This is a genomic window from Acidobacteriota bacterium, assembly GCA_016196035.1.
GTDB lineage: Bacteria > Acidobacteriota > Blastocatellia > RBC074 > RBC074 > JACPYM01.
In genome coordinates this window covers 16,858-38,016 of the sequence record JACPYM010000045.1, presented here as the reverse complement: position 1 = coordinate 38,016, position 21,159 = coordinate 16,858, and the positions used below count along the sequence as shown (strand labels likewise).

The following is a 21,159-nucleotide window of genomic DNA, read 5'->3' as shown; positions in this document are numbered from 1 at the left end:
CCTGACGACTTTCTAGCAAACAGTCGTCAGGATTCAGGAATCGGGATTCAGTTTATGCGCGTAGTTCATACGCACCAAATGTTCTAAAAATAGGTGCAGGGTTATGGGCTTATGCGGTACGAGGAGCGGTAGCGACTTGGTGCTCCGGCATATGCAACCTGCCGAGTTGCCAAGTCGCTACCGCTCCTCGTACCGCAGCAACGTTCTCACCCGCCACTCAACGCCTGCAAGATATACACCTCATCTACAGGTGTTAAGGGCGCCGCCAAGCCGTCAATCTGCTCGCCGTTGACGAAGATGCGCATGTGCTGGCGAATCGCGTCCTGCTCATCAATCATCCGAAAGCGCAGGCCGGGAAACTGACGATTCAGATCATCGAGCAGTTCTGCGACCGTTGCGCCAGCGGCTTCGACATCGGCGCGCTGTTGCGTATACGAAAGCAAGGGACTCGGAATGTGCACTTTCATATTCACTCCCAACTACTTCACTGTGGTGGCTTCGACCGCGTAAATGTGCGGCAAATGGCGCGCGATGCACGACCATTTCTCGCCTTCGTTCGTGCTGGCCCAAATCTCGCCAGCGGTATTGCCGAAATACAACCCAACCGGGTCACAAGCATCCGCTGTCATGGCTTGGCGAAAGACGGTGAACCAGGCGTTTTCTGGCGGCAAGCCAACATCCTGTCGCTGCCAGGTCTTGCCCGCATTGCGTGTCACATACGCCGCCGGTTTGCCGCCGGGCGAAGTGCGCGGCCAGACCTGCGTGCCATCCATCGGAAAAACCCAACACGTATTCGGATCGCGCGGGTGCAAAACCATCGGGAAGCCGATGTCACCGATCTTTTTGGGCATCTTCATGCCGATGCGCACCCAAGTGTTGCTGGGGCGTTCAATGCGGTAAATGCCGCAATGGTTTTGCTGATAGAGCACGTCCGGATTGAGCGGATGCTGCCGCATACAATGCGGGTCCTGGCCGTATTCGGGATAAGGATCGGGCATGAAATTGGCTTCGCAACCCGCGTTGAGCGGCTGCCAGTTCGCGCCTTTGTCGGTACTTTCAAACACACCGCCGCCGGACATGCCAAGGTAAAGATGATTCGGATCGGCGACATCCACAATCACCGAATGCAGCTTCGGCCCATCGGGCGTGCCGTCACCGGGGCCGCCGCTCCATTGCGGGTACAGCGGGTTGTCGTTGAAGCCGGAAACTGGTTCCCAACTAACGCCGCCATCCTCTGAACGAAACAGAGCTTTCGGCGAAGTCCCGGCGTACCAGACGTTCGGCTCGCTGGCGTGGCCGGGCGTCAGCCAAAAGACGTGATCAACAGCGCGGCCCTTCTCGCCTTCGGGCGCTTTGGGAAAGGCGGGTGGTTTGGCGGCTTCTTTCCACGTTTTGCCAAAGTTGGTCGAACGAAAAACGGTCGGGCCGAGATGCCCGGTTTTGGCCGCCAGCAACAGCGTCTTGCCGTCGCGCGGATCAAGCATGATGTGATGGACGATGTGGCCTAAAAAGTGCGGCCCGTTCAACTCCCACCCACGGCGCTTCGCGTCGCCGCGCAAAATAAAGCCGCCCTTCTTGGTCGCGATGAGCAGCGCGACATTGGCGGGCGTAGGTTTGCTCGTAGTTTTCATGATGTTCTCCTGTGATTTGGTTTGGGCTTCCCTCGGCGCGCAGTATAAAACAGATGCACGTGGCTGGGTACGGGTGGCAGCGCCACCGAAACAGAAATTTTACGAGCCAGGGCTAGGATTGTGCGCCGGCACCTGATCGGCCAACACGGCAATTTCTGTCAGCGAGAGCGTTTCGCCACGGCGGCGTGGATCAAGCTGGGCGGCACTTAAAACCATCTCGATGGCGGCTTCATCTGCCAGCCCCAGGCGCGCGCGCCCCGCCCGCAAATTGTTGTAAATCGTCTTGCGGCGCTGGGCAAACAGCACTTTGACCAATTCGATAAACAACGCCTCATCGCGCACCGCAACCACTGGGGTTTCGTGCACCGTCAAGCGCACCACACTCGACCAGACTTTGGGAATCGGGCGGAAGGCCCCCGGCGGTACGTCGAAGAGATGCACGGCCTCGCAATAAAACTGCACCAGCACCGACAGCACGCCGTATTCCTTGCCACCGGGTTCAGCCGTCATGCGCTCGACGACTTCGCGCTGCAACATCACGGTCAATTCGCGCAGGCAATAACGCTGCACCAACATGTGTTGAATGATCGGCGTTGAAACGTTGTAGGGTAGATTGGCGACGACGCGCGCCGACGTCGCAGGCGCAATCGCCACGCAGAAATCGACTTTCAACGCATCGGCAGCCAGCATGCGAAAGTTCTCGTGCGCGGCGAATTGATGGTGCAAGGCCGGAATCAATTCTTGATCCAATTCGACGGCCAACACTGCTGCGCCGCTGTTGACCAGCCCTTCCGTCAAAGCGCCATGTCCAGGGCCAATTTCGATGATTGTCTCGCCAGCGCGTGGTTGCACGGCATTGAGGATGCGTTGTTGATAGTCCGTATCAACGAGAAAGTTTTGTCCGAGGCTGCGTTTTGCTTTCATTGTTTGATTGCAGATTTGAGATTGGAGATTGCAGATTGAGGATTGCAGATTGGGGCAGTCCGCAATCTGCAATCCTCAATCTGCAATCGGATAGCCGGTCAATTCAAGGTCCGCGCCGTGCTGCTGGATGGTGATGTCGCACAGTTGCAGGGCGTCATCTAAACGGGCAAAGCCTGCGCCGCCGATGGCCGGATAAGCGGCGCGCCCGCCGAGCAGTTTCGGCGCGAGAAAGAAACTCGCTTTATCGAGCAGGCGTTGTTGCACAAACGAACCCGCCACGTCCGCGCCGCCTTCGACAATCAAGCTGGTGATTTGCCGCTGCCCCAATTCGCGCAGAACTTGCGGCAAATCCAAACCATCAATGCCGCGTGCAACCCGAACAAGCTGCACGCCGGCGGCAACCAATTGCGCCTGCTGCCCGGTTTTGTTCGCGCTGGTAAACACGATGAGCGGCGTGACGCGCGCGGTTTGCACTAATTGTGATTCAAGCGGCAGGCGCAGGTTTGAATCCAACACCACGCGGGTGAGCGGACGATGCCGCGGCAAGCCGGTGCGGTCGGTCAACGCCGGATCATCGGCCAGCACCGTGCCGATCCCCACCAGAATGGCGTCGCACTCGTGCCGCAACGCTTGCGAAGCCGCGCGCGCCGCCTCGCCTGTAATCCACTTGCTCTCGCCCGTGTGTGTAGCGATGCGGCCATCCAACGAGCAGGCCGTTTTCATCAGCACGAACGGCAACCCGGTCGTGACGAATTTGATGAACTTCTCGTTCAAGCGTTGCGCGGCTTCGTTCAATACGCCGACCTCGACTTCGATACCAGCGGCGCGCAACTGCGCAAAGCCGCGCCCGTTCACGCGCGGATTGGGATCAACCATCGCCGCAACGACCCGTTTGACGCCTGCATCAATCAACGCCTGCACACAGGGCGGCGTGCGTTTGTCCGCGTCCTGGTGCGAACAAGGTTCGAGGTTGACGTAAACCGTCGCGCCTCGGGCCTGCGCGCCTGCTTCTTCGAGCGCCCAGACTTCGGCGTGTTTGAATTCGGCGTAACGATGAAAGCCGCGCCCGACAATCGCACCATCTTTAACGACGAGCGAACCGACGAGCGGATTGGGGCTGACCAAGCCTGAGCCTTGCGCGGCCAAGTCCAAGGTGAGCTGAATGAAATCGGGATCGGTCATTGACTGCTATTCGAACAGGCCATCCACATACGCGCGCGCGTCAAAAACTACCAAATCATCCGCCTGCTCGCCAATCCCGCAATAGCGAATCGGCAGACTTAATTCCTTCGCAATCGCCACCGCGATGCCGCCTTTGGCTGTGCCATCCAGTTTGGTCAGCACCAAGCCAGTCACTTGCGCAGCTTTCAAAAATTCGCGCGCCTGGCTCAAACCGTTCTGCCCGGTCACTGCGTCTACAACCAACAGAGTTTCGTGCGGTGCGCCTTTCACTTCCTTGCCCGCCACGCGCTTCATCTTTTCCAGTTCGGCCATCAGGTTCGATTTGTTGTGCAGCCGTCCTGCGGTATCCACGATCAGCACGTCGGCATTGCGCGCCTTGGCGGCTTTCAACGAATCGAACAAAACCGCCGCCGGGTCGGTGCCTTGTTTCTGTTGAATCAGCGGCACGCCCGCGCGGTCGGCCCAGATCGCCAGTTGATCCGAAGCGGCAGCGCGGAAGGTGTCGGCAGCGCAGATCAGCACGTCATTGCCTTCGGCCTTGATGCGTTGGGCCAGTTTGCCGATGGTGGTGGTTTTGCCGACGCCGTTGACGCCGACGACCATCAGCACGTAGGGACGCACATCATCGGGCACGGCGGTTTCGGCGGCGACGCCGCGAGATTTGGCGGCGCGTTCGAGAATGTCGAGCAAGTGCTGTTTGATGACGCGCTTGAGTTCGTCAGCATCGCTGAGCGCGTGACGCGCGACCTTTTGCCGCACGTCGTCCAGGATTTCGAGCGTGGTTTGAATGCCGATGTCCGCGCCGATCAGCGCCTCTTCCAACTCGTCGAGCGTCGCGGCGTCAATTTCTTTCTTGCCTTTGACGACATCTTCCAGCCGCGTGGTCAGATTCTCGCGCGTGGCACTGACGGCTTTGCGAAAGCGCTGGAAGAAGCCGCGCTCTTCCTCTTCAATCTCATTAGGCGCTGGCGTGGCGAGCGGCGCGGTTGGAACAATCTCCACATGCGGCACAACCGGAACGACAGCTACGGGCTTCACCAAAACCGGCGCGACGATCGTCGGTTCAACCCGTATTGTCGGTTCGCCTACTTCATCCTCGAGTCCAGCAATAACCGGTATTGACGCAACTGGCGGAAGCGCCGCCGCTTCTGCCACAGATTCCACCACAGGTTCCGCGAGCGGCTCGGCTGACGGCGTGTAATCGTTCAATCCTAGCGAAATGAAATCGCTACTTTTTTTTCGTCTCCAAAACATAGTTACTCAATCTCAAATCTCAAATTCTAAATTCAATCACCCATTGCTAATGCTTCTTGTGCCTGGGACGCAACGGCGCGCGCTGCATCTTTCGGATAAAACCAAAGCAAAAGCGCTGAAACCAGCGGCAGCGTGCTCATCACCGTCAACGCTTGTATGAAGCCAACATGTTCACTCAAATAACCCGTGACCGGCGCCAGCAAAGCGCCCGCACCCCAGGCAAAGCCCATCACTAAGGCCGAGACCGTGCTCGCGCCGCCCGGCACCAAGCGTTGCGCCATCACGACGCTGATCGGAATCGGCAAATTCAATAGCGTGCCGCCCGCCAGCAACAACCCATACCGTGCCGGGCCGGCTGCCGAAAATGCCGCCAGCAACAACGGTGTCGCCAGCAACATTGACACCAGCGACACGCGGCGTGCGCCCAACCGATCCGCCAACGCGCCGCCAAAGAATCCGCCCAAGCCGCCAAAGAAAAGAAATCCGGCCAGCACCCAACTGACTTGCGTGGTCGTCAGGCCGCTGTCTTTCAAGGCGAAGGGCAGGAAGGTTTGCACGCTGACTGAGACCGCCGAACGCAGCACAACGGCGAAATACAACAGCGTCAGCGGCACCCACACCGCTCGCAAAGCCATGCGCAGCGAAGGCGCATCGGCGTGGCGCGTGACCTGTTCAAGCGGCGGGCAGTATTTGAACATCAGCGCCCACATCAGCAAGCCCCAGCCCAACGTGTACCAGCTATGTTCCAGGCCAAAGCGACTCACGACCAAGGCAATGATCAGCGGCCCCAATGCATAGCCGACTGTGCCCGTCGAAGAGAATACCGACATCACCATGCCCTGATGTTTGCCGCCCTCCGCCGCCGCCGCGCGCGCAACGATGGCCGCGCCTTGCGGATGGAACGAGCCAATGCCGATGCCGCCACAAATCACAATCGCCAGCAACATCGGCAGGCTGGTTGCCAAACCGATGCAGGAGAGAAAGACTGCCGCGATCAACGGCCCAAACACCGCCATCGAACGTTTCAGATAGCGATCCGAAAGCATGCCGTAAACCGGCTGCATCAGCGATGACGTAATCATCAGCGTCGGCGTCAACATGCCGATCTGCGCCGGTTTCAGCGCGAGCTTGACGGCCAGCAGCGGCAGCAACGGAAAGATAAAACTCGAATAAGAATCGAGCACGAGATGTGCGGTGGAAAGCAGGGTGATGGTGAATTTGGAGCGTTGGTTCATAGTCGGATTACTGCTTGCTTTTGCCTGCCGCTTCGACAAAGCGCGCAAAGATCGCGTGCGAAAACTGATCGCGCTCCCAGCCGATTTCGGGATGCCATTGCACGCCCAGCACGAAGCGGTCGGGCCGCGTATCGGTGATGGCTTCGATGACCTCGTCGGAGGAGGTCGCAATCACGCGCAAATCACGCCCGACTTCTTTGACGGCCTGATGATGCGTGCTGTTGACGCGGATAGTTTTGCCGCCCGCCAGGTGCGCCAGCAATGAATCACCTTCCAGCTTGAGGTAATGCGAAGGGCGATCCACCGGCATACCCTGTTCGTGTTTGAGCACGTTGGGCACCTGCGAATCAATGTCCTGGAAGAGTGAGCCGCCGCGCGAAACATTCAGCGATTGCATGCCGAAGCAAATCCCCAGCACCGGCAGTTTGCGCTTTTCGGCCAAATCCAACAGCAGCAAATCCACGCTATCGCGTTCAGGGATGACCGGCCCCAGGCGCGGATGCGGCTCTTCGCCATATTGCGCCGGGTCAACGTCGCTGTTGCTGCCGGAAAGCAGCAAGCCGTCCAGCCGTTCGACCAGCGCGCCCAGATATTCGCGATTGGGAATCAAAGGGATGTAAAGCGGCACGCCGCCTGTGGCTTCGATGGCTTCGGCATAGTAACGCCGCAAATAAAACGTGCTCTCGGCGAGATTCAGCCGCGTGGTGATGCCGATGAAAGGGCGCTTGGAATCTGTATGTTCTAAAGCCATGTAGTTCTCGGTAAAATTCGATTGTCTAGTAAGGAATGGGCAGTGTACGAGGCATCACGGAGGCTTGTCAAAACGCGGGTTTCAATTGGCCGAAGTGGATCAATGCGATGTTTTGCGCGGTCACAAAAGCGCGGATTTCAGGGTCTATCAGCAGGTGCAACTCCGTTTCACGCGCGGCATTAACGATCAGCCGCCGCATCATTTTCTCAGGGCTTTCTCCGGCTTGCGGCCAGCAGCAATAGGCCGACGCCAATCCAGCAGAACATGCGAATCTTGCGAATGATCGCCAACGCCACGCCCGCCGGTCGGCCAAAGCCCAGCGCTTCGGTAACGAGGCCCGTTCCGGCTTCGTCCACACCCACCAATGCGGGCACGAAGATGAAGGCGATGTTCAGCGCCCGGTTGATGGATTCGAGCATGAAAGCCGTCACCAGCGTCAGTTCGTAGCCGATCAGGCGCATCGTCGTGAAGATTTCGGCAATCCCGCCGAGGTGAAAGAAGGCTTCGCACAAGCCGACCAGCAAAAAATCGCGTCTGCGTTTGGCGTAAAAGTCGAAGGCGTAATCTTCCAATAGGCGCAATTCATCAAGTTGTTTTTCTACCCAGGCGCGTGGCGCAGCCTTGCGCACAACCAAGTCAGCCGCCAACGCCAGCGCTGACGAACCGAGCTTCCAACGCTGGGCAATCGCCAGCACCGACGCGCCCCCCAGCATCACGACCAGGGCCAACGCCAGCACTACGGCACCGCGCAACGATTCATCCAATCCAAAATTGGCTAGCAGCATGGTTGCGCCCGCGACGACGACCAAACAACTCGACACCGTGTAAGCCAGGTTTTCGACCGTCAGCGAAGACAGGCCCGACCGCAACGCCAGCTTGTCGCCCAGCGCCACCAGTCGCAGCGGCTCTGCCACGACCGGCCCAAAGGTCAGATCGCCGACGGCCTCACCGGCCAGCCGCGCGCGCAGCAGATTCGACACGCCGACCTTGCGTTCATCAGGCGTCATGCAAAACAGCCAAGCGAAACTGCGCGAGAGATACCGTGTTGATGAGATCGCCAGGATCAGCAGAAACCCTGCACCCAACGCGCGCACCCGTGCCAGAATTTCGCCAAAGCCGGTTTGCTTGATGACGTAAAGGAAAAGGGCGAGTCCGCCCAGGGCTGAGAGCAAGGCCAGCCAGCGGGAGTATTTTTTCATCGCGTTACCGTCACGTGGCTGAAGTGTTCAGAGTTGGTCAGGATCAATGCCCAACTCGCGCAGTTTGGCGGCCAGCAGTTGAGCGCGTTGTTGGGCGGCTTCTTTCGCTAGCCGTTCCTGCTCGGCGCGCGCGTGTTCCTGTTCGGCGCGCGTGTGTTCCTGTTCGGCGCGCGCGCGTTCCTGTTCGGCACGTTCGGCTGGCGTGGGAATCCAATTTCCGGCGCGGTCACGCCAACGCAACCAGAGTCGCTCTTCGCCAAGGTAGCGCCCGCGCCACAAGCCCAGTCCCAATTGCGCCTCGGCCACCCAGAGCATGCCGTTTTCCAACGCGACTTCCTCATAGCGTTGGTTCTTCAGCCGAAAGCTGCGCACCTCATCCGTGTAACGGCTGAAAGTGACGTAATACGGAATGCGCAACCATTTTTCGTAAACGTCCCATTTCGTCGGCGAGTTGTCCTCGTCACGAGGTGCTTGCCCCAGATCACTCCGTTGTGTGCTTGGCGAAAGCAGTTCGGCCACGATCAGCGGAATCACTGCCTCATCCCAAACAACATAACTGAACCGCATGCCCGGATATTTCTCTTTGGGCAAGCCGACCACGGCGAACCAATCCGGGCGTTTGCAACGGCTGCGGCTCTTACCCTGTTCGTCATAATAAAGATTGAGATCGCTGGCCGTGAAAATTTCTTCGCGCGCAAAACCGGGCGGCTGAAAGGTCTCACTGAGCAGACGCGCTTGCCATTCGTGAAATAAATCTGGCATACCAAGTTGCCCCAGCTCCTCCGACGGCAGATCGTACATTGTCGGCAGTGTCTCCTGCGGCGGCAAAGGATGTTCAAGTTCCCTCACACTGATAGCAGTCGTCATAAACGAATTTCTCCAGCTACGATTCTTTCGTGCCAATGGCAGTCTACGCCGCGCATCAAGCCAGCGGCAAGCGCACTCATTCGTAACTCAACGCATCCACCGGGTCTTGCCGCGCGGCACGCAACGCTGGATAAAGTGCGCCCAGCGCACCGCTCAACAACCCACCCAAACAAGCATAGATGATGTAGCCCGTTTCCAATTCGATCTTCCAGTTCAATTGGTTGACCAGAAAGTAACGCGCGGTAAGGGCTATGGCTAGCCCTAGCAGGACACCCAACGCGCTAATCAACAAGGCCTCCGTTTCAAACACAGCGGCGATGTCCGTTTTGGACATGCCCAGCGCTTTCAGAATGCCGATCTGGCGCGTGCGTTCGGTCACGGTCGAATACATCGTCAAGAGAATGACCAGCAGGCTGATGACCGTCGCGAGTCCCGCAACGACATTCAAAAACACATTGAAGCCGCTGAACCCGGTGGCAAACAACTGCGGCAATTCGCGCGTGAAGATTACGCGATAATCGGGGAATAAGGCGTCCAAGCGTTGGGCGACAGCTTCCTGTTCAGCGGGGTTGGCGCATTTGATATAGATCATCGAACATTTGTCGCCGGTCGTTAAGGCCTCCTGCATGGTAGCGAGCGGCACTTTGACACGCGCGCCCATTTCCGGTTCGTAAATCCCAACGATGGTCAGTTCACGGCCCTGCAAAGCGGTGATCTTATCGCCGACTTTCAGTTTCTTGCTCTCAGCCTCTTTGAAATCAATGACGGCGACATTGCCGCGCGCGGGCAAAGACTGCCCGGCAATGATGTGCAATTGAGTGGCTGCGGCAAATTCATCAAAATTGATGCCTTCGAGGGTGCGAATCCCCAGCCCCGTACTGCCACCCATTTCCAGACTTTGGCCCACCGGCATGGCATAAGCGACACCCAGCACGGCACGCACTTTCTCGACCTCGGCCAGCGGGATATTCATATCCGCCGAAGTCAGCGAGAGTCCCTGCCCGGCTCCGCGCAACCAGAGTTCGACGCCGGTGTTGGCACCGCGCCGCCCAACTTCGCGCAAGGTGCCGCGCACCAAGCCCACGGTCAGCACGACCAGCACCACGCCGACCGACACGCCAACGACACTGGCAAAGGTGCGGCCCGGATGATGCGTCAGATTGGAAGCAACCAGATTATTCATAAATGTTCGGTGTTACGCGCTCGGCTTCGTGCCCCAATTGATCGCCATAATGCCGCCCATGAATTGCTTGTAGCCGCAATCCACAAAGCCCGCGTCTTGCATTTGCGTCACCACGCCACGCTGCCCCGGATAGCGTTTGAGCGATTCGGGGATGTAGCGATACACATCCGCGTCGCCGTGCAGCGCAATACCTGTGAGCGAGCCAACGACGATCAGATAATTGATATAGGCCCAGTCGTAAAGCTTGACCGGCGGGTGGCCAAAATCGAGCGAGAAGAAACGCCCGCCCGGTTTGAGCACGCGCTTGATTTCGAGTAATGCGCCAGGGATGTCCGGCACGTTGCGCAACGCATAGCCCGCCGTGACGTGATCGAACTCGGCATTCTGATACGGCATTTTCATGATGTCGGCCAGATCGAAACGCACGTTTTTCACGCCCATTTGCGTGCGCTTCTCGTTGGCGATTTTGATCATGCCGCTAGTGATGTCGAGGCCGACGGCGTCGCCTTGTGGCAAGCGCGCCGCTTCGGCAAAGGTAATGTCGCCCGTGCCGCAAGCCAAATCAAGCACCCGCTCGTGCCCTTTGAGTTGCAGCATCTCAATCAGATCGCGCTTCCAGTTGCCATCCATGCCGAAGGACAGAAAGCGGGTGATGAAATCGTACTTCGGCGAGATCGTCTCGAACATCTGGGTGACGTAGCCCTGTTTCTTTTCTTTGGAAGAGAGATGCTCGATGAGGTTGAGTTTTTCAGCCATTCTTCGTCCTTCAATTGTCAGTCTTAAATTGTCAGGTTGGTTAACCGCCCAAACTACGGGGTGAGCTTGATGCCAAGTGCGTACAGTAATCGGGTTTCTATTTTTACGATGACCGCATCGGATACGAGACCAAAGCGGCGACGCAACCGCGTGACATCGAGCGCGCGCATTTGATGACAAAGCGCCACAGAATCTTTCATCAAGTTGCCCTCGCCTTGGGCAATCAATACTGCCGTAGGCAATGCTGCGCGTTGCACATTTGTGGTCAGTGGAATCGCCAGAATAGTCGTAGTGAACCGATTGATGTGATTGTTTTGCAAGATCAAAACGGGGCGTATCCCGGCTTGTTCCGAGCCTTGGATCGGGTCTAAATCAGCCAACCAGATTTCACCACGCTTGACGTTCATAACTGGTCTTCTTTCTCCAACCCGCGCACGCAATCTGCCAATCCGGCCTCTGCCAATTCGTGGTCTTCTGTTGCAGCCTCGGCATAAAGTTTAGCGAGCGTTTCGTCGTCTATCGCTTCCAACTCCGCCAGTTCATTGATGCGCTCTTGTCGTTTGAGAAAGGCCGCAAAGTCCGCCACCTGTTGCAGCTTGGCGTCGCTGAGTCCCTGCAATTCATGCGCGACGCGTTCACTCACAGAAATAGTCATTGACATAAAAACTCCTTTTCAAGCCAGCGTTGCTTCAACTGCTTTAACAACAGTTTGCAACGCGGCATCCAATTGATCCAACTCAACGCCGCCCTCCGCCAAATCCGGTTTGCCGCCGCCCCGCACGCCCGGCAACGCTTTGATGATCTTGCCCGCCTGCACCCGCCCAAGCGCATCGTTCGACACCATCACCAGCAGCGAAGCCTTGCCGTCCACCACATCGCCGATAACGACGACGCCCGGCGCAATTTTGCGCGAAAGCGAATCAGCGAGTTGGCGGCGCCCGTCTTTGCCAAGGTCTTCGACTTTGCGGACGAGGACTTTCAAACCGTTGATTTCGGCAACCTGGTCTTCGCTGCCACCACCGCCTTGCGCCAGTTTCAGCTTGAGCCGTTCAATCTCGCGCTGTTGCTCTCTGAGTTGTGTTTGTAGCCGTTCAATTTCGCTGGGCAATTTGGCGGGGACGGCGTTGAGCTTGCCCGCCGCTTCGGCTAGCAGATGTTCGGTGGTCTGGAAGCGCTCGAACGCGCCCTTGCCGGTGACGGCGCGGATGCGGCGCGTGCCCGAAGCGATGGCTTCATCGCTGATGATTTTGAATGAGCCGATGTCGCCTGTCGCGCGCACGTGCGTACCGCCGCAGAGTTCCTTTGAGAAAATGCCTTCCGCGCCATTCACTGTCAGGACGCGCACCTTCTCGCCGTACTTTTCGCCAAACAGCGCCATCGCGCCCGAACGCATTGCCTCTTCAATCGCCAACTCATCGGTTTGCACGGGTTCGTTGCGCAGTATGTGGAAGTTGACTAGGTTCTCAATCTCTTCGATCTCGTTGCTGGTCAGCGGCTGATAGTGCGAGAAATCGAAGCGCAGATAATCGGGCGCGACGATGGAGCCAGCCTGCTTGACGTGCGTGCCCAGCACTTCGCGCAAGGCCGCGTGCATCAGGTGCGTGGCGGTGTGGTTGCGGCGGGTCGCGTCACGCTTCTCAACATCCACTTGGGCAGAAACGGTATCGCCGACTTTCAGGCTGCCTTTCTCTACCTTGACCTTGTGCACAACCAACCCTTGCACAGGCGAGTATGTGTTTTGGACTAATGCACGAAATTTATCGTTCACCAATATGCCGACATCGCCGACTTGCCCACCGCTCTCAGCATAAAAAGGTGTTTGATCCAAAACTACTTCAACCTCACTGTCACTTGGCAAGAGTGCACCAATAAATGATTGCGTCTCATTTCCGTTGACGATCAAAGCGGTAATACTCGCATTATCCACAATGACTGTTTCGTAACCTTTGAAATCTGTTTTGGTATCGTGACGACGCGAGAGGGCGACATAAATAGGTTTCGCTGCGCTCTTTGCTTCAGACTTCCCAGAACCGGTTTGCAGTTGGAGTGCAGCCAGTTCTTTCTCAATTAACCCTCTGAAGTCGTCCTCTGTAATTTGGATAATTTCAGCAGGGGTTTCGCCTCGGCGATATACTTTCCACACCGCATTTCGGCAGTAAGCAGTTTCCCCTCTTCTATCTGTGCTCAACACAACAAACATCAAGTCAATCGGGGTACCGAATGTATCGTAGAGCCGTGCCAACTCATTCGCGGGAAGGTGACCAGCTTCAACATCTCCCCTGTCATCAAGAATAACCTGCGTTTGGTACTCCTTCATTAACTCTTCAAGTTTTTTCAAACCAACCGACAACGTAGTCCCAAACCGCTCTTCCTCCAGCCGCACCATCTTCTCAATAAAACCATGTTGTACCCCAAGTTCTGGGTACGCCGCCTGCATGAACTCAATCACAAACTCGCACACCTTCGAGAAAAACAGTCCGCCAATCCCCAGCGTGTTGCGTCCGTGGTAAATCGCCCGGCGCATGATTTTGCGCAACACATAATTCCGCCCTTCATTGCCCGGCAAAATCCCATCCGCAATCGCAAACGCGGTCGAGCGCGCGTGATCCGCCACGACACGCATGGCAAAGCCTTCCTGCGTTTCCGCTTTGTATTCTTTGCCCGCCAGCTTCGCCGTGAATTCAATAATCGGCTTAATCAAGTCGGTGTCGTAATTTGTCTTTACGCCCTGCAAAACCGCCGCCGTGCGCTCCAACCCCATGCCTGTATCCACCGACGGCGCGGGCAGCGGATCGAGTTTGTATTGGCCGGGCGCGATCTCGCTGCGGTTGTATTGCATGAAGACCAGGTTCCAAATCTCGATGGTGTCATCACCGGGGCCGTTGACGAATTCGGGTTTGTTGAACGCCGGGTCTTCGGGGTGCTCGCCCATGTAGTAATGAATCTCGGAACACGGCCCGCACGGCCCGGTTTCGCCCATCTGCCAGAAATTGTCCTTGCGGCCAAACTTCAAAACCCGATCACGCGGCGCACCGGCTTTGACCCAGAGTTCGACGGCTTCCTCATCGGCGGGCACTTCGGCATCGCCTTCAAACACCGAGAACCATAGCCGCACAGGATCAATCTTGTATTCGTTGACCAGTAACTCCCAGGCGAACTTGATGGCGTCTTCCTTGAAATAGTCGCCGAAGGAGAAGTTGCCGAGCATCTCGAAGAAGGTGTGATGCCGCGCGGTCTTGCCGACTTCGTCCAGATCGTTGTGTTTGCCGCCCGCGCGAATGCATTTTTGCGAGGAAGTAGCGCGTTTGTACTCGCTGGTTTCGGCGCCGATGAAGACGTCTTTGAACTGGTTCATCCCGGCGTTGGTGAACAGCAGGGTCGGGTCATTGGCGGGCAGCAGCGGCGAAGATTTGACAATCTTGTGGCCGTGTTGCGCGAAGTATTGCAGAAAGATTTGGCGTATCTCGTGTCCGGTCAACATAGTTTTTATCGAGTAAAATCAGGGGTTTTCAGTAAGCGCGAAACTGTAGCGGCGCACCATGTCTTTGTCAAACTTTGGGTCACTTCCGCTCAAGCTAGAGTGCGATTGAAAGTGGGACTGGTTGTGAGAATGAAGTGCGGGAAGTAAAAATTCGTCTGAACTTGGGTGGATCAACCCGTGCGGTGGCCGCCGAATCATCAGATGGTCGCGGTCACGGTTAATTACACCGCAACGGACAATTGCACCCCGGCGTCTGGCTTGAACTACGCGGGCGTCCACAGCCGCCAAAAAAACCAATGGCCGCAGGCTATGACGCACGACGCCACAGCCTGCGGCCTTTTTATCCAAAACAACAAAGGCTTATTGCGCCGCCTTTTCTTTCTTCACAAACTTATCCGCCGACATTTTGGGGTTGATCTTGTATTTGCTGATCGTCCATTCCTCGTTTGGCGCGCCGCCCTGGCTCTTGGTCACGACATGCGGAAGGTTGAAGCCGCCGACGCTCTTGTATTCGGAGAAGGCCCAGCTTGCATCCACTTCGGGCGCTTTCTCAAAGGCATCCGCCGCTTCCTTCATGCGGCGCTCGCGCTCTTCGGGGGTCATTTGGGCGCCTTGGCCGGGCTGACCGCCTTGCGCGCCGGGTTGGCGTTGGCCTCCTCCTTGCCCGGCTTGCCCGGTTTGCCCGGCTTGCCCGGCTTGCCCGCCCTGACCACCTTGACCGGGTTGACCGCCTTGCGCGCCGGGTTGGCGTTGGCCTCCGCCTTGACCACCTTGACCGCCTTGACCGGGGCCACCGGGGCCACCGCGTCCGCCACGGCCTAGCTGTTTGGTTTTGAATTTGAGGCCGACCAGTTGATGCGTTTGCTGATTGAGGTAAAGCACCACGTTCAGGCCGTTCGCATTCTTAGCGTTGATCGCATCGAGCTTGCTGCCTTCGGGGCCGGGCGCTTCGCCTGCGTAGGAGTATTGCAACTGCGCTGAAGCCGGAGCCGTCATCAGGAAGCCCAGCATGACCAGCAGCATGTCGCGGCGCTGGCTCATCTGGAAGTATTTTGCCATCGGGCTGTCCGCAGTCATTCCGCCGGGGCCACCAGCGGGGCCAGCGGGGCCACCGGGGCCACCAAAGCCGCCGCCGCCAAAACCGCCAGGGCCGCGTCCGCCGCCGCCATCACCGCCGCCAAAGCCGCCGCCACCGCCCATGCCTACGGCAGCCTCAAAACCAGTCCAATAGGTATCGCCGTTCAAGGTGGCGATGTTGGTACCGCGCTGACTGTTGGTGGTGCGCATGATTTTGTCCGGCAACAACAACTCGAGTTGCAATTCGCTCTCGACTTGCTGATTGCCAAAACTGTTGCGCGAGGTGCCCGAGGCCGACAAACTTTGCAAGGTTTTCCATTTGGATTCGTCGCCGATGGCGGCGCGGGCTTGTTTCATGATCTGTTCGGCTTTGGCGTCCTGGCCAAAGGCCGCGCCAGCGATGGCGATAACGAGCGCAACGGCAAATAGTAACTTTCGCATCTTTCGTGACTCCTCTTTGAACTCTCTGGTTGAAATCATTGGATCGGTAACCGCTCAGGCCGCCCGGTTGTCATCCCGGCGGTCTTTCGCTAGTCTCATAGACTTTTAGAACCGTATGCCGGTTTCACTACTTTGTTTGGGGTAACGCAAGGATTCACCATGACAGCAAATAATTCAACTGAAGGTACTGAGCCGGAAAGCGCTGGCGAAGCCAACACAGATAGCGAGGCTTATGTCGCGGGCCTGCCGGTCGTGGCCATCATTGGGCGACCCAACGTCGGCAAATCCACGCTCTTTAACCGGCTGGTGGGCGCGCGGCGTTCCATCGTGGGCGACATACCGGGCATCACACGCGACCGTATTTACGGCGAGGCCGAATGGCAGGATCGCATGTTCCGCGTGATTGACACGGGCGGCATCGTGCCCGACGACGAAGCCTTGATCCCCGCCAACATCTTCAAACAGGCGCAGGAAGCCATTGCCGAAGCGAGCCTGCTGATCTTCGTCGTGGATGCACGCGAAGGCATCACGCCGCTCGACGAAGAAATCGCCCGCCTCTTGCGCACCTTGCACAAGCCGGTCTTTGTCGCGGCGAACAAAGCCGAATCGAATAAAGTGACCGATGAAGCGGGCGAGTTTTTCCAATTCGGCTTTGACGAAGTCTTCCCTGTTTCGGCGGAACACAGCGTCGGCGTGGGCGATCTGCTCGATGCCGTGATTGAAAAATTGCCGACCGTGATGGCGCAAACGCCCAAGCGCACCGAAATCAACGTCGCCATCATCGGGCGGCCCAACGTCGGCAAATCTTCGCTCGTCAACAAACTGCTGGGCAAAGAGCGCGTCATCGTTTCGGCCATCCCCGGCACCACGCGCGACGCCGTGGACAGCGTGTTCGAGGTCAATGACGAAAACGGCGAGATGATTCGCTTGCGGCTGATTGACACGGCGGGCATACGGCGCAAAGGCAAAACCGAGGGGATGGCCGAAAAACTTTCGATGGTGATGGCGCGCAAGCACATCGAACGCGCCGACGTGGTGCTGATGCTGATTGACGCCGTTGAAGGCGTCACGGCGACCGATGCCAATATCGCCGGGTACGCGCACGAGGCGGGCCGCTCAATCATTCTGGTCGTCAACAAGTGGGACGCCATCGAGAAAGACACCTACACCATCCAGACCTACGAAGCGAAGATCCGCGACACGATGAAGTTCCTCGAATACGCGCCGATCATTTTCATCTCCGCGCTGTCGGGCCAGCGGCTGGTGAAGCTGCCGGAACTCATCGTCAAAGCCAATCGCGCGCGCAACCTGCGCATTCCGACCGCGCAGTTGAACGAATTTTTCATCCAGCATCTGGATCAACCCAAGGCGACAACCCCCTCGGGCAGCTACATCAAAATCAAATACATCACGCAGTCAAATATACGCCCGCCGACGTTTGTGCTCTTCACCAGCAGCGCCAAAACGAAGCTGCATTTTTCGTATGAGCGGTATTTGATCAACCGCTTGCGCGAGACCTTCGATTTCTTTGCGACGCCGATTCGCGTGTTGAATCGGAACCGCAAACGCTGAACTTATGACCAGTGCCCTATGACCAATGAAAGCGTGCGGCAACTAATTCAACGCAACGTCGCTGAAAAGCCGATGATTCGCACCGAAGACGGCTTGGCGGCGCTGGCGCAACTCGCCCGGCGGGCGCGCAAGGCGCGGGTGCATTACGCGTTGTGCGGCGGCCTTGCGATGCACCTGTACGGTTTCAGCCGCGCCACCACCGACGTTGATGTGCTCGCCAGCGCGGTGCTCGACCTGACGGCGGAGCACACATTGAGCTTCGGCGGCGACAGCTATCTGGTGAAGGTCAAAGGACGCGCCATCATCGTGGACTGGATCGTGCGCAACGATTTCTTACGGCAGTATTACGAGCAGGCTCTGGCGGACGCTGTGGACAGCGGCGTGGGGCATCCGATTCTGTCGCCCGAATGGCTGGTCATCATCAAGTACATGGCGGGCCGGGCCAAAGATCAACTCGATCTGCTCTGGCTGTTGCGCCAGCCCGATCTGGTTGACCGGGCGTTGGTCAAACGGCATCTGCAAACGGCGATGGGCGAGGCCGCTTACTTCCCCATCCGCGAATTGGAGCGCGTGTTTTTGGAAGCCGACACGCTGCGGTTGCGGGATGAAGCCGACGAAGGAAAACAGCCAAACCCGCTTGGCAAGCGCACACGCAACAAACGGCGCTGAAACCGTCACACGGTGACGGTTTCAGCTTAGCTCCGAAAAGGACACCGCCCGTTTATTTATCCCGGTAATTCAACGGCGCTTTCTGATTCGCCGGAATGCGCGAGCGGTATTCAAAGCCCGCCCGCCGCTGCTTGAAATCCGCCTTGGCCGCTTCGATCAAAGCCGGATTGCGATAGAGTTCCAGCGCACTCAGCGTCAGCGTCTTGGCCGCCGCGAGCATGCCTTTGCGCCCAATGCTCATGCCCGTGCAGGCCGTGGATTGCCAACTGTGACCGGGCGTGCCGGGCACGTATGTCGCCGTGGTGAATTGCGCGGTCGGCACAATCCAACTGACATCGCCCACATCGGTCGAACCGCCGCCGCCAGCATCATCGTCGTTGCGCAAGGGCTGCACGGCTTCCTGGCTGCCCAGCGGCAACGCGCCGTCGAGCGAAAAAGTCTGGCGCAGCTTTTCGGCAAAGGTCTGCTCTGCCGCATCGTATTTGTAACCGCCCGCCACGCGCAGATTTTGATCCAGCAATTTCGTCAGCGGTTCGTTGGGCAGCAGGTTGTAAACGCTGCCGACGATTTCAAATTTCATCTGCGTTTCGGTCGCCAGCGCGCCCGCTTCGGCGCACTTGATGATGCGTGCCCAGATGCCGTCGAGAATCGGCATGTTCGGATGGCGGGCGTAAACATAGATTTCGGCGAAGTCCGGCACGATGTTCGGCGCTGAGCCGCCGCCGGTAATGATGTAGTGAATGCGCGTCGTTTGCGGCACGTGCTCGCGCATCATATCCACCGCGTGCGCCATCAACAGTACCGCATCCAGCGCCGAGCGGCCTTTATCGGGCGCGGCGGCGGCGTGCGCGGCCTGCCCGTAAAAGCGGAATTTGGCGTTGATATTCGCCAGCGAACTTTGCATCCCGGTGCCATTGCGGTCGCCCGGATGCCAGGCCAGCACCAGGTCGCAATCATTGAAAACCCCGGCGCGCGACATAAACACTTTGCCCGCTCCACCCTCTTCGGCGGGCGTGCCGTAAAAACGAATCGTGCCACTCTGCTTCTTTTCCAGCAGTTGCTGCTTGACGGTGATCGCCGCAAAGGCCGACGCCACGCCGAACAAGTTGTGCCCGCAACCGTGCCCAGGAGCGCCGGCATTACGCGCTTTCTTTTCCGCCTCGTCCACTTGCGACAACCCCGGCAGCGCGTCGTATTCGCCCAAAATACCGATCACCGGTTTGCCGCTGCCATAAGTCGCGACAAAAGCCGTCGGGATGTCGGCGACGTTCTCTTGAATTTGAAAACCGGCGGCGCGCAATTCGGCTTTGAGCAAGTCGCTGCTTTGTATCTCTTTGTAGCCGACTTCGGCGAACTCCCAAATCTGGCGCGCGAGGTCGCCGTAATGCTGTGCTTGCGCATCCATTTTGCGTAGTAATTCATCGCGTTCATCCACGGCCCGCGCCCGCTGCGGCGTCAACGCGGCCAGACAAAGCAAGCCCAGTAAAACGACACTGCGACCGAGACAATTCGAATGCATAGACAAAACCTCGTTGTTGTTGGAAAGTATGTTTCGTGTAACGGCTGCCGAGTTTAACGCAGCCAGTCCGCCGACGAAACCGAAGGAGCGAGGAATTGATGAAAGAATTGCGGCGTATTTGTGTCTACTGTGGATCGAGCAACGGTGTGAATCCGCGTTATGTCGAGCAAGCCCAAGCGCTGGGCAAATTGCTGGCGGCGCGCGGCATTGGCTTGGTGTATGGCGGCGGCGGCATTGGACTGATGGGTGCCTGTGCCGAAGCGGCACGGCTGGCGGGCGGCGAAGTCATCGGCATCATTCCGCAGTCGCTGGCCTTGCGAGAACGCTTGAATGAACTGTCCACCGATTTGCGCATTGTGCATACCATGCACGAACGCAAATCGCTGATGGTCGAACTCGCCGATGGGTTCATCGCCCTGCCCGGCGGCTTCGGCACCTTTGATGAATTATTCGAGACGATCACCTGGGCGCAACTGGGCATTCATCAAAAACCGATTGGCGTACTCAATGTGGAAGATTACTTCGCGCCCTTTTTGGCGCTGGTCGAACGCGCCGTCAACGAAGGTTTTGTCTTGCCGAAATATCAACAGTTGATGCAGGTTTCAACTGACGCGAATGATTTGTTGAATCGTTTAAGCCAGCACGAACCGCTGGCCGGTTTGGTCCAATGGCTGGATTTGCGCGAGACATGATTGCGCGCCCTAGCTATAATCGGTCAGCGAAAGGAGAGTGACCACGATGTCATCCGCACCACAAGCAACGCAACTCAAACAAACCCAATTTACCCTCGATAACTTTGTCGCCGTGGCCGATGCCTTGCCCGACCTTTGGCTGGAACTGATAGATGGGAGGATTGAAATCGTGCCACCGCCAGACAAATTACCTCAGAAGCTGACGCTTAGACTGATGCGTCTCCTCTACCGCTATCACGATCAAATGGCAGCTTTGGGCTGCGAAGCCAACGGCTCATTCTGCTACTTTGAGGTGCCGGAGGAACTCCGGCGTCCTCAAGGTTCAAGCAACGTTTGCCCCGATGCTTCAATTGCTTTTACAGATTTTTTGGATAGCGGCCGGCGGCCACCTGCCCTCTTGGTAATCGAGGTGCTCTCCACTTCAAATAGTGACCACATCAAGCGCGATCTTGTTACCAAGCTCAGCATTTATGCCGCGCTGAAAATCCCTAACTATTGGGTGATTGATCGTCGGGATCAAAGCGTGTGCGTTTTCCGTCAACCGCAAAACGGAGAGTACCAAGCCTCAACGGTTTTTCACGGCGAGGAGATATTGCCAGCGGACGTCTTGGAATTTTTGCAGATCACGCCCGCCCAAATTTTTGCGTCGTAAGCATCGCAGCAAAAAAAGCAAAAGGCGCGCTTGCCAACATGGGAGCGCGCCTTTTGCTTTTGTTCGCCACACAA

The 21,159-nt window shown here is 57.6% G+C and carries 20 protein-coding genes; 4 read left to right on the top strand and 16 right to left on the bottom strand.

Going from position 1 to position 21,159, the window contains the following annotated elements; translation table 11 throughout:
* Positions 1-206: 206 nt before the first annotated feature.
* The 15 genes from HY011_14780 to HY011_14710 form a co-directional block, all read right to left on the bottom strand.
* A complete protein-coding gene (locus HY011_14780; protein ID MBI3424193.1) occupies positions 207-467 on the bottom strand; it encodes a MoaD/ThiS family protein in 261 nt (86 codons plus the stop codon).
* A 12-nt stretch (positions 468-479) separates the two neighbouring features.
* Positions 480-1,631, bottom strand: coding sequence for a glycosyl hydrolase (locus HY011_14775; protein MBI3424192.1), 1,152 nt, complete (start codon positions 1,629-1,631; stop codon positions 480-482).
* Between the two features lie 99 nt (positions 1,632-1,730).
* Positions 1,731-2,555 carry a ribosomal RNA small subunit methyltransferase A gene (gene rsmA, locus HY011_14770; GenBank protein MBI3424191.1) on the bottom strand — a complete coding sequence of 275 codons (825 nt, stop codon included), beginning with the start codon at positions 2,553-2,555 and terminating at the stop codon, positions 1,731-1,733.
* A gap of 75 nt (positions 2,556-2,630) precedes the next feature.
* Positions 2,631-3,737: a bifunctional diaminohydroxyphosphoribosylaminopyrimidine deaminase/5-amino-6-(5-phosphoribosylamino)uracil reductase RibD gene (ribD, locus tag HY011_14765; GenBank protein MBI3424190.1), complete on the bottom strand. Its 1,107-nt coding sequence runs from the start codon at positions 3,735-3,737 to the stop codon at positions 2,631-2,633.
* Between the two features lie 6 nt (positions 3,738-3,743).
* On the bottom strand, positions 3,744-4,991 hold the full coding sequence (gene ftsY, locus HY011_14760) for a signal recognition particle-docking protein FtsY (protein ID MBI3424189.1): 1,248 nt from the start codon (positions 4,989-4,991) through the stop codon (positions 3,744-3,746).
* Between the two features lie 32 nt (positions 4,992-5,023).
* Complete coding sequence (locus HY011_14755) at positions 5,024-6,226, bottom strand: MFS transporter (protein ID MBI3424188.1); 1,203 nt, start codon at positions 6,224-6,226, stop codon at positions 5,024-5,026.
* A gap of 7 nt (positions 6,227-6,233) precedes the next feature.
* Entirely contained in the window at positions 6,234-6,977 is a 744-nt protein-coding gene (locus HY011_14750) for a gamma-glutamyl-gamma-aminobutyrate hydrolase family protein (protein MBI3424187.1), read from the bottom strand.
* Positions 6,978-7,183: 206 nt separating this feature from the next.
* Positions 7,184-8,176, bottom strand: coding sequence for a flippase-like domain-containing protein (locus HY011_14745; protein ID MBI3424186.1), 993 nt, complete (start codon positions 8,174-8,176; stop codon positions 7,184-7,186).
* Positions 8,177-8,203: 27 nt separating this feature from the next.
* Positions 8,204-9,043 carry a Uma2 family endonuclease gene (locus HY011_14740; GenBank protein ID MBI3424185.1) on the bottom strand — a complete coding sequence of 280 codons (840 nt, stop codon included), beginning with the start codon at positions 9,041-9,043 and terminating at the stop codon, positions 8,204-8,206.
* Between the two features lie 76 nt (positions 9,044-9,119).
* On the bottom strand, positions 9,120-10,226 hold the full coding sequence (locus HY011_14735) for an ABC transporter permease (GenBank protein ID MBI3424184.1): 1,107 nt from the start codon (positions 10,224-10,226) through the stop codon (positions 9,120-9,122).
* 12 nt (positions 10,227-10,238) lie between these two features.
* Entirely contained in the window at positions 10,239-10,982 is a 744-nt protein-coding gene (locus tag HY011_14730; protein MBI3424183.1) for a ubiquinone/menaquinone biosynthesis methyltransferase, read from the bottom strand.
* Between the two features lie 53 nt (positions 10,983-11,035).
* Positions 11,036-11,389, bottom strand: a complete 354-nt coding sequence (locus HY011_14725) for a type II toxin-antitoxin system PemK/MazF family toxin (protein MBI3424182.1) — start codon at positions 11,387-11,389, stop codon at positions 11,036-11,038.
* Positions 11,386-11,643, bottom strand: a complete 258-nt coding sequence (locus tag HY011_14720; GenBank protein ID MBI3424181.1) for a hypothetical protein — start codon at positions 11,641-11,643, stop codon at positions 11,386-11,388. Before HY011_14720 ends, HY011_14725 begins: the two co-directional genes overlap by 4 nt.
* A gap of 12 nt (positions 11,644-11,655) precedes the next feature.
* Positions 11,656-14,460, bottom strand: a complete 2,805-nt coding sequence (gene alaS / locus HY011_14715) for an alanine--tRNA ligase (GenBank protein ID MBI3424180.1) — start codon at positions 14,458-14,460, stop codon at positions 11,656-11,658.
* Between the two features lie 363 nt (positions 14,461-14,823).
* Complete coding sequence (locus HY011_14710; GenBank protein ID MBI3424179.1) at positions 14,824-15,981, bottom strand: hypothetical protein; 1,158 nt, start codon at positions 15,979-15,981, stop codon at positions 14,824-14,826.
* A gap of 159 nt (positions 15,982-16,140) precedes the next feature.
* On the opposite strand from HY011_14710, the gene der reads away from it, so the two are divergent.
* Both der and HY011_14700 read left to right on the top strand, forming a co-directional pair.
* Entirely contained in the window at positions 16,141-17,553 is a 1,413-nt protein-coding gene (der, locus tag HY011_14705) for a ribosome biogenesis GTPase Der (GenBank protein ID MBI3424178.1), read from the top strand.
* An 18-nt stretch (positions 17,554-17,571) separates the two neighbouring features.
* A complete protein-coding gene (locus HY011_14700; GenBank protein MBI3424177.1) occupies positions 17,572-18,222 on the top strand; it encodes a hypothetical protein in 651 nt (216 codons plus the stop codon).
* Between the two features lie 52 nt (positions 18,223-18,274).
* Here HY011_14700 and HY011_14695 read toward each other — a convergent pair whose 3' ends face one another.
* The gene (locus tag HY011_14695; protein ID MBI3424176.1) at positions 18,275-19,741 is read right to left on the bottom strand and encodes an amidohydrolase; all 1,467 of its coding nucleotides are present in this window, start codon (positions 19,739-19,741) and stop codon (positions 18,275-18,277) included.
* Between the two features lie 98 nt (positions 19,742-19,839).
* Here HY011_14695 and HY011_14690 point away from each other — a divergent pair, with 98 nt between their 5' ends.
* A complete protein-coding gene (locus HY011_14690) occupies positions 19,840-20,433 on the top strand; it encodes a TIGR00730 family Rossman fold protein (protein MBI3424175.1) in 594 nt (197 codons plus the stop codon).
* Between the two features lie 46 nt (positions 20,434-20,479).
* The gene (locus HY011_14685) at positions 20,480-21,085 is read left to right on the top strand and encodes a Uma2 family endonuclease (protein MBI3424174.1); all 606 of its coding nucleotides are present in this window, start codon (positions 20,480-20,482) and stop codon (positions 21,083-21,085) included.
* The last annotated feature ends 74 nt before the right edge of the window (positions 21,086-21,159 follow it).